This is a genomic window from Psychrobacter proteolyticus, from assembly GCF_039762275.1.
Taxonomy (GTDB): Bacteria; Pseudomonadota; Gammaproteobacteria; order Pseudomonadales; family Moraxellaceae; genus Psychrobacter; species Psychrobacter proteolyticus_C.
This window is the reverse complement of record NZ_JBDLOB010000001.1, coordinates 490,198-507,496: the sequence shown is the minus strand read 5'-3', so window position 1 is coordinate 507,496 and position 17,299 is coordinate 490,198. Positions and strand designations below refer to the sequence as shown.

14 protein-coding genes and 1 pseudogene are annotated in these 17,299 nt (G+C 43.5%); 12 read left to right on the top strand and 3 right to left on the bottom strand.

Annotated elements, in window-relative coordinates; genetic code table 11:
* Positions 1–255: 255 nt before the first annotated feature.
* The gene (locus ABFV72_RS02015) at positions 256–1,551 is read right to left on the bottom strand and encodes an NCS2 family permease (protein WP_101204806.1); all 1,296 of its coding nucleotides are present in this window, start codon (positions 1,549–1,551) and stop codon (positions 256–258) included.
* Positions 1,552–2,179: 628 nt separating this feature from the next.
* Here ABFV72_RS02015 and tolQ point away from each other — a divergent pair.
* The 5 genes and pseudogenes from tolQ to ABFV72_RS13085 all read left to right on the top strand — a co-directional run bounded on the left by tolQ (position 2,180) and on the right by ABFV72_RS13085 (position 7,790).
* Entirely contained in the window at positions 2,180–2,902 is a 723-nt protein-coding gene (gene tolQ / locus ABFV72_RS02010) for a protein TolQ (RefSeq protein ID WP_057759620.1), read from the top strand.
* Positions 2,899–3,357, top strand: a complete 459-nt coding sequence (tolR, locus tag ABFV72_RS02005) for a protein TolR (protein ID WP_101204804.1) — start codon at positions 2,899–2,901, stop codon at positions 3,355–3,357. The genes tolQ and tolR overlap by 4 nt, the downstream gene beginning before the upstream one ends.
* Before the next feature lie 73 nt (positions 3,358–3,430).
* On the top strand, positions 3,431–4,453 hold the full coding sequence (locus tag ABFV72_RS02000) for a cell envelope integrity protein TolA (protein ID WP_347162168.1): 1,023 nt from the start codon (positions 3,431–3,433) through the stop codon (positions 4,451–4,453).
* 136 nt (positions 4,454–4,589) lie between these two features.
* Positions 4,590–5,882 carry a translocation protein TolB gene (locus tag ABFV72_RS01995; RefSeq protein ID WP_347162166.1) on the top strand — a complete coding sequence of 431 codons (1,293 nt, stop codon included), beginning with the start codon at positions 4,590–4,592 and terminating at the stop codon, positions 5,880–5,882.
* 502 nt (positions 5,883–6,384) lie between these two features.
* Positions 6,385–7,790: pseudogene (locus ABFV72_RS13085) on the top strand (nucleobase:cation symporter-2 family protein).
* Positions 7,791–7,953: 163 nt separating this feature from the next.
* Here ABFV72_RS13085 and ABFV72_RS01980 read toward each other — a convergent pair.
* Positions 7,954–8,619 carry a TetR family transcriptional regulator C-terminal domain-containing protein gene (locus ABFV72_RS01980; protein ID WP_057759606.1) on the bottom strand — a complete coding sequence of 222 codons (666 nt, stop codon included), beginning with the start codon at positions 8,617–8,619 and terminating at the stop codon, positions 7,954–7,956.
* Positions 8,620–9,142: 523 nt separating this feature from the next.
* Between ABFV72_RS01980 and uraD the strand changes: the two genes are divergently transcribed.
* The 7 genes from uraD (at position 9,143) to ABFV72_RS01945 (ending at position 15,695) form a co-directional block, all read left to right on the top strand.
* Entirely contained in the window at positions 9,143–9,676 is a 534-nt protein-coding gene (gene uraD / locus ABFV72_RS01975; RefSeq protein WP_347162160.1) for a 2-oxo-4-hydroxy-4-carboxy-5-ureidoimidazoline decarboxylase, read from the top strand.
* Between the two features lie 65 nt (positions 9,677–9,741).
* Complete coding sequence (uraH, locus tag ABFV72_RS01970; protein WP_347162158.1) at positions 9,742–10,110, top strand: hydroxyisourate hydrolase; 369 nt, start codon at positions 9,742–9,744, stop codon at positions 10,108–10,110.
* A gap of 111 nt (positions 10,111–10,221) precedes the next feature.
* On the top strand, positions 10,222–11,553 hold the full coding sequence (locus ABFV72_RS01965; RefSeq protein WP_347162156.1) for a urate hydroxylase PuuD: 1,332 nt from the start codon (positions 10,222–10,224) through the stop codon (positions 11,551–11,553).
* An 81-nt stretch (positions 11,554–11,634) separates the two neighbouring features.
* The gene (gene puuE, locus ABFV72_RS01960; protein ID WP_347162154.1) at positions 11,635–12,615 is read left to right on the top strand and encodes an allantoinase PuuE; all 981 of its coding nucleotides are present in this window, start codon (positions 11,635–11,637) and stop codon (positions 12,613–12,615) included.
* A gap of 149 nt (positions 12,616–12,764) precedes the next feature.
* Positions 12,765–13,871, top strand: a complete 1,107-nt coding sequence (alc, locus tag ABFV72_RS01955) for an allantoicase (protein WP_431192066.1) — start codon at positions 12,765–12,767, stop codon at positions 13,869–13,871.
* On the top strand, positions 13,871–14,401 hold the full coding sequence (locus tag ABFV72_RS01950) for an ureidoglycolate lyase (protein WP_347162152.1): 531 nt from the start codon (positions 13,871–13,873) through the stop codon (positions 14,399–14,401). Before alc ends, ABFV72_RS01950 begins: the two co-directional genes overlap by 1 nt.
* 499 nt (positions 14,402–14,900) lie before the next feature.
* Positions 14,901–15,695, top strand: coding sequence for a DUF5020 family protein (locus tag ABFV72_RS01945; RefSeq protein ID WP_347162150.1), 795 nt, complete (start codon positions 14,901–14,903; stop codon positions 15,693–15,695).
* A gap of 125 nt (positions 15,696–15,820) precedes the next feature.
* On the opposite strand, the gene guaD is transcribed toward ABFV72_RS01945, so the two are convergent.
* Positions 15,821–17,227: a guanine deaminase gene (guaD, locus tag ABFV72_RS01940; RefSeq protein ID WP_347162148.1), complete on the bottom strand. Its 1,407-nt coding sequence runs from the start codon at positions 17,225–17,227 to the stop codon at positions 15,821–15,823.
* Positions 17,228–17,299 lie beyond the last annotated feature (72 nt).

Genomic DNA, 17,299 nt, shown 5'->3' with positions numbered 1-17,299 from the left:
TATCTAAATAACAATAACTTACAAGCACTTTATTGGCCATGACGCTTTGGTTACGTTTTTTTGTTTACTATTGCTCATAGTTTGGCATCACCCTACTTAATACTGGTATCAGAAATACTAAACATTACCCCCAAGAATACTGAGCTCAAATTAAGACGATAGGCTTATAATGCTGACAAAAAAACCCTCTTTATCATCAGATGATAAAGAGGGTTTCTTGTTTAAGACACTATTAATGTCTTACTACACTTTGCATTATAAGAAAATAATCTTGAACAACAATATAGCAGTCAAAATCCAGACAGCGATACTGATATCTGCAAACTTGCCTGCAATTGCTTTTACAGCCGTAAAGGTGATAAAACCAAGTGCGATACCGTCAGCGATAGAGTATGTAAGCGGTGTGAATAGCAATACCACGACTACTGGTGCCGCTTCTGTTAAGTCGCTCCAGTTAATGTCCTTTAAAGTACCCATCATAAGTACGGCTACATAAAAGATAGCGCCCGCCGTTGCATAAGCTGGAATCATACCCGCTAGTGGCGAGAAGAAAATACTGAACAGGAATAGCACACCTACCGTAACAGCCATTAAGCCTGTACGGCCACCTGAGGCGATACCAGAGATACTTTCAATATAACTGGTCGTCGATGAAGTACCTAGTAAAGAACCCGCTACTGTCGCTGTTGAATCAGCGAGTAGTGCTTTGCCCATGTTCGGGATATTGCCATCTTTGTCCGTTAGCTTTGCTTGGCTAGTGGTAGCAATCAAAGTACCAGCAGTATCAAACAAATCGACAAATAAGAAGGCAAAGATCACACTGATCATGCCCACATCAAATGCACCAGCAATATCTAACTGCATAAGCGTCGGTGCAATAGAAGGCGGTGAAGAGATGATACCTGTGAACTGTGTATAGCCCATTAATAAGCTAATCAGTGCAACCAATAAAATACCAATGGTTACCGCACCTGGGACTCTCTTGTAAGACAGGCCAATGATAACAACAAAACCGAGTGAAGCCATGACAGGACCAAACGATGTCATGTCACCAAGACCAACTAAGGTTGCATCATGATTAACGATAATACCTGCGCTTTGCAATGCAATAAACGCCAAGAACGCACCAATACCAGCGACTACGCCGTTTTTGAGAGACGTTGGAATGGCATTAATGATTGCTTCACGAATCTTAAATAGACTCAATAGTACGAAGATACAACCAGACAAGAACACCGCACCTAACGCTGTCTGCCATGCGTAGCCCATACCAAGCACCACACCATAGGTAAAGAAGGCATTAAGACCCATACCTGGTGCGAGCGCAACTGGTAGTCGGGCGTAGATACCCATGATGAAACAACCTACTGCTGCTGCTATACAGGTCGCTACAAATACGGCCCCTTTATCCATACCTGCATCGGCTAAGACGTTAGGGTTGACAAAGATAATATAAGCCATCGTCAAGAACGTGGTTATACCAGCGATGATTTCTGTTTTGATCGTGGTATTTTCACCATTAATCCCAAAATAGCGTTCAATTGCATTCATAAGTGTCGCCCCCGACTGGCTAATAAAAAGTCATCATTACCTAAAATTAAACATGACCTCAGCGAAAAAATAACGATGCCACAATAAGAATAATGTAGTAACAAAGCGTAACATATTAGACCAGTTATCTTACAAACTCAATCGTTGATAATGTCTATCTCGTACAAAATGCGATTTTGAGAGACTTCAAGACTATCGGTCAGAAAAACCACATGAAAAGCTATATACAGTCATGTTGCCCTACGCTATTTGAAAAACTACTTTCTATTCGTCATTAAGGTAATGTTCGGTTTGAGTCATAAGTTTTAGGTAATAAGTGTTTGCTCTGTCATTATCCATGTTATCCAACCAACTAATGACTTAATCAATAGCAGCCCAACTAAATAGTCGTTTAACACATTAATAATGACCTTTCTCTAATTTAGAAGTAAACTAGGGGGTTATTATACCGATACCTAAATCGCGATACTTACTGTTGCAGCACTTTTCTAAGCACAGTTACAAATTTTTAGTGAAGAATCGTGCTGCGTGTTAAATAATAAAAAGTAAATAGTGTTTGTTTAGGGGTTGTCTGGTTCGGATATCACTATTCCAGCCAGCTGTTATCAATTATTCGTGAGTCCATTACATGCCTGAATCATTAAATATTGTCGATCTTATTACCCAAGCCAGTCTATTGGTGCAGATTGTGATGGCACTATTGTTATTAGCCTCTTTACTCAGCTGGGTTATTATCTTTCGCATGAGTGCGCGACTTGGTACAGCCAAAAACTTTGATCAACAGTTTGAGACTTGGTTTTGGTCAGGCGAAGACTTGGCCAAACTATACCAAGGCATTCAGGGTTCTCCTGATCGTCAAGGACTTGAGCAGATTTTTTATGTGGGCTTTTCAGAATACCTAAGAATGCACAAAAAGCGTCAACCTAAAGATGACATTATCGATGGTGTTGAGCGCAAGCTACGCGTCGGCCTAGGTCGTCAGCAGCAATTGCTCGAGTCAGGACTGACGACGCTAGCCAGCATTGGCTCCGTTGCTCCGTATATCGGACTGTTCGGTACAGTATGGGGCATCATGAATGCCTTTTTGGGACTGTCTCAAACTGAGCAAGCTACCCTCGCCTCTGTCGCTCCCGGTATTGCCGAAGCACTGATTGCCACAGCCATGGGTTTGTTTGCCGCTATCCCTGCCGTATTGGCATACAACCACTTCACAGCAAAATCGAGCCGACTATATGACTCGCGTGCCTTATTTTGTGATGAGATGACGGGCATGCTGCAGCGTGAGACCAGCGTACAAGCCCCTATTAGCAAAGAAACCCAAGTTAATGCAGGTCAGGTGACAGGGCTATGAAACCAAACCCCTACGGCCGTGAAAAAAAAGCCCTTAATGCAGAAATGAACGTAGTTCCTTACATTGACGTCATGCTGGTGTTACTGGTGATATTTATGGTGACAGCGCCGATGCTGATTACAGGCGTCGATGTTGATCTGCCAAAAGAACAAACCAATACCATGAGTCAAAGCCAACTACCTGTGATTGTTTCTTTAACTGACAAGGGTGATATTTTTATCAGCTATGAAAGCAATGTCGATGTGCCAGTAAGTGAGCCTGAGCTGATTAATACTTTATCTAATCTGCAGTCTCAGAGCGATAATAGTAATGCTGAACCAGTACAGGTGATGATTAATGCCGATCAAAACAATCAGTATGGTGCCATCATGACGCTGATGGCAACCTTGCAACAAGCAGGTATCGAAAAAGTTGGATTACTGACCGGTGCACCTCTACCCACACCTTCTTTATAGTGATAAGCGTCCTTTAGTAAATGTCTTATATCATAATAGCCAATCCTAGTAATCAATCTGACAAATCACGTTCATGAGTATCCTTACCATGCATAATGCTCCTGCCGTCTATGTACCTACCGAACCAGAAAGCAACGGGCTAACACTGCCGACGTTGCTAAGCTTACTGGCGCATGGTCTTATCATCGGCATACTGGTTTATAACTATCAAACCACTGAAGTTGAGACTGCTGGTAGTATTGAGACGGTCATGGTATCCCCTGAGCAACTTGCTGAAATGCAAGGACAAATACTGGCCAACCGTGCAGCAGCTAGCGCAATGCAGATAGATAGTAGCACTAGCGACTCGTCCAGTAGTGCCCAGCCAGAAGTGTCTGGTAGTAGCGTCAGTGCGCAAAATCCAAGTCAGTTAAGCTCTCAGCGCGTACCTGTATTTGCACGATCTGAGGAGCCAGCTGGTCAACCCATACTGATGAGCGAAGACCATCAACAACGTTTGCTTGAGCAAAATCAAGAATATGAGCGCAAAATGGCTGAGTGGGCAGCACAACTAGACGAGTCAGCTATGGAAGAGCTTGACCAAGTCGATCAAAGCAAACGTGATCAGCTCATAGAAGAGCAAAAAAGGCTGGGAGAGTTTCGTCAAAAGCAGAACAATCCACCCAAGATAAAACGTCCCACTGCTAGCGATCGCAATATTGAGATTGATACTGCTGGCTCTGGCAATGCAGGAAAAACCTTTAGCCTATCAGATGGGCAGTCTACTATGTCTGGTGATACGTCAACCTCTAGTACGTCCAAGGGCAGTAGCCGCTCTGCATCCAGTGGCAGTCGCGGTGCCAGCAACAGCGAAATCATCAACTTAATTAAGCGCAACTATACGCCGCCTACTGCTGCGCGAGGCTCTACTCAACGTGCCACCCTGACCATTACTGTCAATGCAAATGGCGATGTGATCAATGTGACGGCCTCTGGACCTGATAGCACGGTCAACGAAGCGGCAAGACAAGCGGTACTCAATACTGGCAGCCTCCCGATTGATGCTGATGACCCTAAATACCCGACTTTTACCATACAGTTTAAAGGCAGCAATTAATCAGTTGCTAGGTCCTTGTAATATTGGTAACGTGACGTTAAGCGGCTTGTCTCGCATAGGTTGCTGCCTCATCTAGATGCTTGTCTCATTAAATAAAAAATGAATATCATACTAATTTTAGGAGCTCCATTTACTCATGCGTACCCACAAAAAACTACTAGTCTCACTACTCGCCAGTACCTCAGCATTGCTGGTATCGCAAAGCGTGCTCGCTGCACCTGTTGTACTAGAATTAGACTATGAAATTCCTGTTCAGCAAAACCAAGTTGCGTTTGTATCGTTTGCGGGTGACTCTGTCTTATCACCGATTATATTAAATGACTTGAGTAAAACCGAGCTAAAAGTAACCAGTCAAGATCTACCGCAGCAGCCGCACAGTAGTAAAGAGCTGACAGGTACATTACCTGTTTGGCAAAGCATGGGCATACCGTATCTGGTTGTCGGAAGTACGCGCACCAATCGTGGCAAAATAATCACCGATTATGAAGTCATCGATGTCAAATCTGGTCGCGTGATAGAAGGCAAGCAAAGCCTAACCGCCGACAACAATAGAGAAAGTATGCGTTATGCTGGTCATGTCATCGCAGATAAAGTGTACGAGCTGATTACTGGTATTCCAGGGGATTTCTCAGGGCGCATTGCTTATATTGAGGAAACAGGAACAGGCAAGCAAAAGATCTCTCGTCTCAAAGTGATGGACGCTGATGGCGAAAATGCTAGAACCATTACTGAAGTGGCGGGCTCTATTTTTTCACCAGCATGGTCACCTGATGGCAACCGTATCGCCTACTCAATACAGCGTGAAAAATCATATCCCGTCATCTACGTGCAAAACGTCAGTGGCGGTGGCGCAACTGCTCTGACGCCTTTTTCAGGTAGTAACCTAAGCCCTTCGTTCTCTCCTGATGGCAGCAAGATATTATTCTCTAGTAGTTTTGAAGGTAGCGCTGATATCTATGAGATGAGCGCCAGCGGCGGTACACCTAGAAGGCTCACTAATTTACCGAGCAGTGAAGTGCAGCCAAGCTATGCACCAGACGGCAAATCTTTTGTGTTTGTCAGTGATAAAACTGGCTTTAACAAGCCACAAGTCTATCGCTACGAGTTTGCTACGGGCCAAACGACTAAAGTGTCAAACGGTGGTTATGCAACCAGCCCGCAGTTTAGCAGTGACGGCACACAAATTGCCTTTTTGAGTGGACGCTCAGCGGCTATTATGAATAGTAACGGTGCTATCACTACCAATCTTGGCAATACAGGTATCGACGAAGCACCAAGCTTCTCACCAAACGGTAAACGCGTGGTCTACGCATCGACCCAAGGCGGCAAAGGCGTACTGACCATCAAATCTCTCAACGGTGGCGAAGCGTTTGGTAAGTCAGGACAAGGTGTTATCCGCTCACCCGTATGGTCATCAAGCCCAAAATAACTAGTCGTACACCAAAGTAGCAATTCTGGCTATAGTAGAATAAATATCAAGCAAGCAAAATTTAAATGCCCCAATCATAGTCGTTATGGTTGGGGCTTTTTTTGATTAAAAAACAGCAATAGAAATAACGATAAATCTTAGTATTTATATATTCTCAATGGTCAGCACCCTTCGTCTTTGATCTACCTTCCAATGTTACCTAACCCTCCCTCCTTCGTAATAAACCTGTAAACGCACTAGTACCAAAAAAAACATTGCAATGACTTGTATTTTACCTATACCCTAAATAGACCTGACTAATTGGTCAGGTTGTTCAAATATTAGCCAACATATATTAGCTATTTTCATTGTTTATCTTACAGACGGATGTGTACCCCTTATTGTTTACATCGATAAAAAACAAGTCGAAGATTGGGTTAAAACTTTGATCTCGTGATTTACCACATTGTCTGATATCTACAGTCAAGCGGGTACTAAGCAGTTATTTTAGGAGGAAACCACCATGAGTGAAAACGTTCCAGCGAATACCGATTTACTGTATAGACTGCATGACCGTCCTACTCCCATCAAAGCATTTTTAGGTGCTATACAGCACGTACTTGCAGCGTTTGTAGGTATCATCACACCCTCTCTTATCATAGGTGGCACATTAGGTTTAGGAGAGCATATCCCCTATCTTCTCAGTATGTCATTGATAGTATCTGGTGTTGCAACCTTTATTCAGACTCGTAAAGTAGGTCCTGTTGGCTCTGGTCTTATGGCATTACAAGGCACCAGTTTCGGATTTTTAGCAGCGGTACTGACGGCAGGGTTTGTGGTAAAAAACCGCGGTGGTGGTCCAGAAGAGATATTATCCGTTATTTTTGGCGTCTCATTTCTCGGTGCATTTGTTGAGATATTTTTGAGTCAATTTATCACCAAACTCAAATCTTTTATGAGTCCTATTGTTACAGGCTGCGTAATTGTCACGATTGGTTTATCATTAACCAAGGTAGGTCTGACCGACTTAGCAGGCGGGTTTGGTGCTGAAGATTTTGGTAGTATTCCAAACTTACTCTTAGGTGGTGGCGTACTGGTGAGTGTGGTGCTTATTAGTATTATTAACAATAAGGTTATTCGCTCAAGCGCCATCTTTATCGGTTTGATGCTCGGCCTTATCGCGGCCGTATTTATGGGACGTATCGATTTCTCACTGGTTTCTGAAGCGGCTTTTTTACGGTGCCAATCCCTTTTAAGTATGGCTTTGGTTTTGATTGGCAGGCTTTTATTCCTATTGCCTTTATGTACATCATTACCAGTATCGAGACCTCAGGCGATCTGACAGCTACCTCAATGATATCAGGTGAACCGATCAAAGGCCCTCTCTATGAGAAACGCATCAAAGGCGGCGTACTAGGAGATGGTGTTAACTCTCTGATTGCAGCGGTATTCAATACCTTCCCCGTGACGACCTTTAGCCAAAACAACGGTGTGATCCAAATGACGGGTATTGCCAGTCGCTATGTGGGTTTCTATGTGGGCGGCATCCTATGCCTGATGGGACTGTTCCCTGTCCTTGGTGCTATTTTTACCCAATTACCGAAGCCTGTCGTTGGCGGCGTCACGCTACTGATGTTTGCGACTGTGGCGACTGCGGGCATTCGTATTTTATCTACCGTGCAATTTACGCATCGTAATGTCTTAATCATTGCCACCTCACTGGGTCTGGCAACGGGTATCGCCTTCGTCCCTGACGTACTGTCACAAACGCCGCAGTTCTTTCAGAATATCTTTGGCTCAGCAGTAACGATGGCAGGGATTGTGGCTATCACGCTTGATATGATTTTACCCAAAAACTATGGCATCGAGTTTGATACCAAAGCACAGCATGCTGACGACGGTTTAGAACCAACGCAAGAAGTAGCGTAAGGGTAAGAAAGAGCTAAAGTTAAATATATCGAAATGTTTAGCCGTAAACGAGGTGTAATAGACAAACAAATAGCAACAGTCTATGCACCTCGCTTATTAAGCACCTGACTTATTAAATAGGCACTCTGTCAAATAAGCACCTTGTCGAATAGCTATCTTGTTATCATTCAAGGCCACAGCCTTTTAGAATAAAAGGCACCAGAAAGTCTGCCGCACGTGCTTCATCTGCTGCGTCATACGCCGTCTTATCCATTAATCCAACGATTTCAATCTCAAATTCAGCATAACGTTGGGTAGTCGCCCAAATCAAAATCAGTAGTTGTAGAGGGTCAGTAATCCCAATTTTGCCTTGCTTGTGCCACTCTTTCATTACCTGTGCTTTATCGTGTACCCACTCCTTCATCGTGGTGGACATAAATTCATGCAAATGTGGTGCACCGCCGATGACTTCAATTGCAAACAGTTTATGGCGACTTGGATTGACAAAGGCTTGATGTAGCTTGGTACGGACGAATTTTTCAATGACCGTTTTTGGGTCGCTATCTACCGTCATGGTTACCAAACCTTCGTTCCATTCTTGAATGATCGAGCGCAGCACTGCCATGTAGAGATTCTTTTTATTTTTAAAGTAGTAGTGAACATTGGCTTTAGGTAAGCCTGCTCTATCAGCAATACCCTGCATCGTAGCGCCGCGATAACTCTGAAGCACAAACTCTTCTTCAGCTGCCGCTAAGATAAGCGCTTGATTCTGTGCGCGAATGGCTTGTTGGCTACGGTGCGAGGGCGTATCAGTCACTGAGGTTTCTTCCTTTTGATTGTTTTGAGTCATAGCAGTGGTATCTCACTTTAAGAGACAGGTTCGACAAAATAGTCGCTATATTTCGCTGTGTATTCTTATATAAATACATAGATTTGAGCAGCATAACCTGTTAAATAAAAATATTTCGCATAAAACAGTTGACCAATTAGTCAGGTTTTAGCAAAATGGGAACTGTAAATCAATTACGCCGTCATTAATCACCTCTTGCCAGACGTTTTGGACGGCTAAAATATCAGTGTTTCCTTAGCAAATCTGTTTCATATTGTCAGTTCACTATAACTTGAAATTATGCAAAGCGTATATAAGCGCCAAAGCTCTGACTACGAACACATAGATTATCGGCTTTTGATGTTAAGCAAATTAGTAGCGACTAGCTTCATCAAATCAGCCATAAAGCTGAAGCAATCACTACTTATCAAGATTACTGCTTATACCTATAAGTTTATGCAAATAATCATAAGGTATAAACCTCTATCAAACATTTATCGCCCGATACAGATAGCGGGCTACCCTATTAGAAAAGGATGTCATCGTGAGCTTAACCTTAGCGCAATTCAACGATTTATCACAAGAAGTCGCCATCGCTCAGCTATTGACTTGCTGCACCAGTAAAAGCTGGGCCTATAAACTTGCAGACGCCCGCCCTTTTGCAGACGTTGACGCACTGCTAGCAAGTAGCGACGCTATCTGGAACAAAGTGCAAAATGATGAGGCTAACTTATTAGAAGCGTTTGATGGGCATCCACAAATCGGCAATGTGGCATCTCTAAAAGAAAAATACCGCAACACACAAAGTAGCGCTGCACACGAACAATCAGGCGCTAACGATGCGGCAGATGAGGTGCTCGAAGCACTTGCCAAAGGCAATCGCGACTATCTGGATAAATTTGGTTTTATTTTTATTGTTTTTGCGACCGGCAAAAGCGCGCAGCAAATGCTCGACCTGTTATTGGCGCGCCTGCCTAATGATCGTGCTACTGAACTAGCTAACGCAGCCGCTGAGCAAAATAAAATTACGCGTTTACGTTTAACTAAATTGCTAGGTAATGCTGAGACAAGCAAATAGTAGTCGCAGAGTTAGACTAGCATGTTCACCCGATTTATATTTTTCACAAATTTAAAGGAAGCATTATGTCTGCCACCCTATCATCACATATCTTAGACACTCATCTTGGCAAACCTGCCGCTGATGTCGCCGTTACCTTACACCGCGTACAAGACAATGGTGTCGCCACATTATTGGCACATGGTACAACCAATCGTGATGGCCGTGTCATACCAGATGCTTGGCAATTTGATACAGCCATCGATAGCACAGAGCATCAGCTAGATACCGGACGCTATACCATAACGTTCGATACTCAGTCTTATTTTGATGCTCAGCAGCTGACAGCATTTTACCCGCAAGTGGTTATCGACTTTGTGGTAAACGATGCCAGTCATTATCACGTGCCACTTCTGCTTAGTGCGCACGGTTATAGCACCTATCGCGGATCGTAACTTTGGTGCTATTTAGCTCTCTGCGTTGTTATTAGTGTTCAAGAAATACTATCAAAAGAAATTACTAAGACATTTTATTAAGACACTGTCATATTAAAGGACATTTATTACATGGGCGCCTATCTTCTCGAATGGTTGAGTTTATTTTTCCGCTGGTTTCATGTTATCGCTGGGGTAGCATGGATTGGTGCATCGTTTTATTTTGTGTGGCTAGATCTAAGCCTACGCAAACCGCCACAGTGGAAAACAGACAAAGGCATTTCGGGGGATCTTTGGGCCGTCCATGGCGGCGGGTTTTATGAAATTGCCAAATACAAACTCGAACCAGAAGAGATGCCAAAGACGCTACATTGGTTTAAGTGGGAAGCTTATACCACTTGGTTGACGGGTGCGGCGATGATGTCTATCGTCTATTATGCCAATGCAACTGCCTACCTAATTGACCCAAGCAAAGTGCCTTTTACCAGTATCGGTGCCATTGCCACCAGCTTGCTTTTCTTATTTGGCAGTTACTTCATTTACGAAGTTATCGTACGCAGTCATTTGGGTAAAAACGCGTTTATCTTTAGTACGCTGATTTTTATCTTGCTGGTCATCGCGAGCTGGGGTTCTTATCAGCTGTTTAGTGATCGCGCTTCGTTTATTCATATCGGTGCCATCTTGGGCACGGTGATGGTAGGTAACGTATTCTTCGGTATTATGCCGGCTCAGCGTGCGCTCGTTGATTGTGTGCGGCGCGGCGAAAAACCGGGTAAAGAAGTGGCTGAGTTGGCATTACAAGCCAAAAATCGCTCACTGATGAATAACTATTTTACCCTACCGCTGATTTTTACCATGATCAGCAACCATTACCCAATGATGTATGCTCATGAGAAAGGCTGGTTGGTATTGGTCTTCGTCGGTATCATTACCGCGACTGCCCGTCATTACTTTAACCAAAAGCACTTAGGTCATAAAAAACCACGCTACTTGGTCATCCCAGCCATATTAACCGTATTGTTGATTATTTGGATGCGACCTGAGCCGATTGAGCCAGCACCTGCAATGCCTGCTACTGCCTCAGTAGCACCTACGACAAATGATAGCACCCCCATAGCTACAAGCGCGACTACTGACTCAAGCACTGATACCGTTGCTAATGCTAATAACAGTATTAGCACTGATGCAGCTACTGCTGAAGCCGTACCCGTGAGCGCGTCAGCAGATGACGCTATGATGAATGTCGTGCATACGCGCTGTAGTACTTGTCATGCGGTACAACCGACGCAACAAGGCTTCGCCGCGCCGCCAGCAGGTATTATTTTGCAAACACCAGAAGACTTAAAAATTCATAAAGCGAAAATCGTCACTGCGGTACAGACTGGCTATATGCCGCTTGGTAATATTACTCAGTTGACGGATGCTGAGCGCCAACAGCTTGTGGCATATGCGGCATCACTTTAATTTTTGATAAAAAATAACTGTCCTTTATGAGCAATATTCAAACAAATATTTAAGGCTCTAAGCGATATAGGAATATAGATAATGAGCAAAAAAATTACCAGTGACTTTGATATCAGTACGTATCCCCGCGACCTAAAAGGCTATGCTGGCAACCCACCAAAAGCGAACTGGCCAGGCGGCGCAAAAATCGCCGTACAATTTGTATTAAACATCGAAGAAGGTGCAGAAAATAGCGTTATCCATGGCGATGGTCAATCAGAGCGCTTTTTGTCTGATATCTTAGGCACGCCAGAATTTAACAACCGTCACCAGTCTATTGAGTCTGCTTTTGAGTACGGTAGCCGTGTCGGTGTATGGCGTGTGCTAGATGTATTCAAAGAGTACGGCGTGCCAATCACCACTTTTACCTGTGCTGCCGCTGCTGAAAAAACACCGCATATTATCGAGCGTGTATTAGAAGACGGTCATGAGATTGCCAGTCATGGTCTACGCTGGATCACTTATCAGGATATGTACCGTGAGACGGAGCGCGAACACATTCGCTGTGCTACCCAGATATTTAAACGTATGCTCGGTGGTCAACCTCTCGGCTGGTATACCGGACGCGACAGTCCAAATACTCGCGAGTTGGTCGCTGAGCAAGGCGGCTATGTTTACGACTCTGACTCATATGGTGATGAGCTACCCTACTGGCTCAATGTAAAAGTCCAAGACGGCAATATGATTACGCGTAAACCGCACTTAGTCATACCTTATAGCCTAGAGACCAATGACATGCGTTTTTCTTCTAGCCCGGGGTTCACCCATGCTGAGCCATTTTATCAGTATCTTAAAGACAGCTTTGATACCTTATACGAAGAAGGCGCACACACTCCTAAAATGCTGACCATTGGCTTGCATTGCCGCATTATTGGGCGTGCAGGACGCATCAAAGCGCTAAAGCAGTTTTTGCAATATATCACCAATAAACCCGACGTATGGATATGCCGCCGTAATGATATCGCTAAACATTGGTACGAAAACCATCCTGCTACGCCAGACAATACGGCTAACTGGATGTAAGCTAGGCTATCGTCCTAGTACTCATTCTACTTAGCTGAGCGAGTGCGAATTAGCATAGATTAATATATAAAATAAGCCATACGTTATTAATAAACACCATTATTAAAAAAGGAATCATTGTGAGTCAAAACACTTCAGAAGTTGGACAAATTATCTCCGCAAATAATCTACCTGATACCCTGCCAGCATTTACCAAAAAATCAAACGTCGCTGACAGTCGCTTGGGGGCAAAATCACTATTCGCTACCGACGATTTCTTTGCGGATAAAAGCCGTATTCTAAATCCTGATGCACCTATCTTTATCGTGGGTAAATTCGATGACAACGGTAAGTGGATGGACGGCTGGGAAACTCGTCGTAAACGCCATTTGGGTTACGATTATTTAGTTATCCAGCTTGCGCGCCCAACCAAAATTGCTGGTCTCGATATTGATACCAGTCACTTTACGGGTAACTTTCCCTCTTCAGCTAGTGTCGATGCCTTGTACGCGCCCGAGCTGCTGCAGCAAGATGAAGCTGAACTTACTAGTCTAAGCAAAGAAAACTGGGACAATAAAAACTGGCAGGCGCTAGTAGGTATGACCCCGCTTCAAGGTCACAATCATGAGCTTGTCGAGATTGATCATGGGCAAACGGTAACCCATATTCGTTTAAACATTTATCCAGATGGCGGCGTTGCCCGACTACGTGTCTATGGTGATATCCAACTTGATGCGAGCCTAAATACACAAGGCGAGACACTTGACTTGGCGGGCGCATTAAATGGTGGTCGTGCGATTGCTAGTAACGATGCGCACTTTGGTGCGGCTAGTAATTTACTGCTACCAACTAAAGCGCCTAACATGGGTGATGGTTGGGAGACTCGTCGTCGCCGTGAGCCAGGCAATGACTGGTGCATTATCGCACTAGGTCAAGCAGGTATCGTTGATTCCATCGAGATAGATACTGCCCACTTTAAAGGCAATTACCCTGATAAAGTCTCGATCCAAGCCGTCTACTCTCCAAATACACCAGAGCAAACTTTAGTGACTCAGAGTATGTTTTGGGAGACCTTGCTTGAACCACAAAAAACCAACGCTGACGACGTTCATACTTTTAGTAAAGATAAGCTTAAGGTAGACCAGCCTATCACCCATATTCGGGTTAATATTTTCCCAGATGGTGGCATTAGCCGTGTTCGCGTATACGGCAAAATTGCTGAGGCTAATATTGACACTGATACTGGTGCTGACACTAATAGTAAAGAGGCTAAATAATGAGTGTCACTCTAACGGCTAGGCCTTTGACTAAGGCAAACTTTGCCCCCTATGGTTCGGTCATCGAGCGCTATAGTATTGATGAGCAAACCGCTGACAATACTTATGAGATCAATAATGGCTATGCGGTTCGTCATCATGCACTTGCCGAAAGTAAGCTTGATGGTGGCTCAGTTGGCATGAGTATCTTTCGCGCTAAGAAACGTGAGAATCCGATTGCCCTTTCGGTCATGGAATACCATCCGCTTGGAACACAGGCATTTGTATCTATGGAAGGCCAAGACTATATCGTCGTCGTCGCTAAAGCTGGTGTGCCGCCGCAGTCGCCTGATGACCTAACAGTGTTTTATGCGAAATCTCACCAAGGTGTACAGTACGATGCTAATGTCTGGCATCACCCTCTACTCGCTCTTGGGCGTGACAGTGACTTTTTAGTTATTGATCGTATCAATGGCGAGGGTAATAATTGTCATGAGGTTGATATCACGGATTGGCATGTGTCTATTGAGTTAAAAGGCGAATGCAGTTAACTGAATAAAAAATAGTCGCATCCAACAAGTACAAACTTAACGCCAGCTAATGTCTATTAGCTGGCTTTTTTATGTTCATTTAGTTGTTAAATCATATGCCTATCAACTGATTAAAGCCTGTCAGACGACCCAATTTGGGGCACATGGATATCCATTTTGGTGCTTTCATGACGCATCTGATCCTTCGAAAAACATTGTTTGCCACATATATATAAATGCACAGAAATGGGCTCTCTCATTTGAGAAGAGTTAAGGACTATTTTGCTTATTTCTACCCTTATTAATGGTTAATAAGACTAAAAGTTAGACGACTCTGTAGATGACAGCCTTTTAGGGCATTTGTGGCACGGTTATTGAATGCTCTTTAGTAGTAAGCATTTAAGCGCTATCAACCAACCGTTGTCTAACGAGCATTGGATTAATAGTTTGTTTACTAGCAAATAATAACGATGCAGTTTTGGGTCAATCAACAATCAATTGTACATAAAGGGGTCATATTTTGCGTTTTGATTTATTAACGAGCTTATCCTGTCATACCAATTCATCTAGCCAAAAGCTAGCTTTACTCAAACCTTTGTCGATGGCAGCTGTTGCTATCGCGGCTTTATGTAGCATGTCGAATATCCATGCTAAGACCTTTTTTACTGATACGAGTGTCTCCGTACTTTACGGTGATGACTATGAACTTGTAGAAGACGGAGAGCTGACGACCGTCACATTAGAGCATGCTTCTGCGCATGACTGGGGCGGCGTGTTCTTCTTTGTCGATCGAAACCAAGGTGCCGATGACATTGAAAACAATAGATTTAGAGAAACTTATGGTGAGCTGTCTCCTACATTCAAAATAGCCACTTTTAATGACAGTTTTATCAAGCAGGTTAATTTAGCCGCTACTTATGAATTTGGTTCGAACAGCACTGGCTTTGACCAAGATAATTATCTGGTTGGTATTGGTGCAGATCTCAATGTCCCTATTCCAGGTACGACATTTGCTTCCGCGACGCTATATCATGCGTTTAATGACAATACTGACGATGATCAGCAAATTACCTTAACCTATGGTTGGGAACGCAACAACTTCGTGGTGGATGGTTTTATAGATTATTCATTCAATAATGATGACATTGAAGATAATATTCATATTAATCCGCAAATTAAATACAACTTACAAGAAGTGCTCGGTATTGATAACCGTTTAGAAGTCGGCATGGAGTATAGTTATTGGAAAAATAAATACGGTGTTGATGGCGTAAATCAAAACTCTCCTAGTGCGTTGGTAAAATTCCATTTTTAATACTCAATAGAAACTCTCTTGGCAGTAATAAACCCTTGTTTCTGTAATATAGGAACAAGGGTTTGTTTTTTATATCTGAAAGAAGTCTCACTTGTTCCTGATTTAGGTACAGCGTTTATTTACACCTATAAAGTTGATTTACGATAGCGACTTACGCCTGCGATGACTGTCTGATCAATTACTCTGTCATCTCCTAGCATCATTAGTACAAACAACTGCTCTTCCAGTGTTTTGGTCTGCGCCATACGTCGCTCAAGCAATTCCGTTGCACCCATATCGATGACCACAAAATCCGCTTCTTTATTTGGCATAAAGTTACCGATTTTATCGTCCAATAATAGCGACTGGGCATTACCCAACGTAATTTGGTACAGCCCTTGATGAGCGGATAGTTGATTGCTTTGTAGTTGTTGGATTTTATACGCTTCTGACAGAGTCGTCAGCATCGACAGACTTGTCCCTGCTCCAACGTCAGTGGCGATACTGACACCGGTATAACTTAACGTCTTGGGTAAATTAAATAGTCCACTTCCCAGAAACAGATTGGACGTCGGACAGTGTGATATCTGCGTACCAGTCGCACGCAGACGCTCATACTCAGATATTTCAAGGTGAATACCATGTGCCAAGGTGGTGCGTCGACCCAGTAATCCCATCGTATCATAGACATCGAGATAGCCTTTATGATTGGGATACAATTGTTTTACAAAGGCAATTTCATCATGATTTTCTGCTAGATGCGTCTGCAGATAAACACTCTCGTAACTGGCATACAGCTCACCTGCCATTTGTAGTTGCTTGGGTGTCGAAGTAATAGCAAAGCGCGGGGTAATCGCCACATGCTGACGGCCGCGCTCATGCCAATTATCAATGATGTTTTGGGTATCTCGAATGCCCTGCTCAGCAAGCACACACAAATTATCAGGCGCATTTTGATCCATCAATACATTACCCGTGATCATGCGGGTGTTGAGCTTGTGACTTTCCGTAAAAAATGCGTTCACTGATTCAGGGTGACTGGTAGAAAATACCATGGCACTCGTCGTACCATTGGCCAGCAGCTGATTTAAAAAGAACTGCGCTGTGTCATGTGCTACTTTTGGATCGCTGAAGTTGGCCTCAGTGACGAAAGTATAGTTGTTAAGCCAATCGAGCAACTGTTCACCGTAAGCGGCGATCATATCTATCTGCGGATAGTGTACGTGGGTGTCAATAAAGCCTGGCATGACAAGTTTGTCACGATAATTATGTACTTTGACTACTGGCTGTCCTGCTTGCTCAGAGGTATTAGTATATTTCGCTAATATTGTCTCATTATGACCATACTCTACAATGCACCCTGTCACATCATCTACGACAAGCGCACCATCAGCGATATATTCAGGATAAACCTGTACACCTTCAATCACTGGTAGCAACGTTATGTCTTGTTCAATAGTCAATGTCTGTGAATGATCAGAGGTTGCACGCTCAGTACGATCGCTTTCGGTCAAATAGTGCAGCAGTCGAGCTTGATAAATATGTAGGGTCATTCGTAGATCTCACAATGGCTGGGTAATGCTGAGCGTTTTGATAAATAGTACTGAGCGTTTTAATGTTTTAAT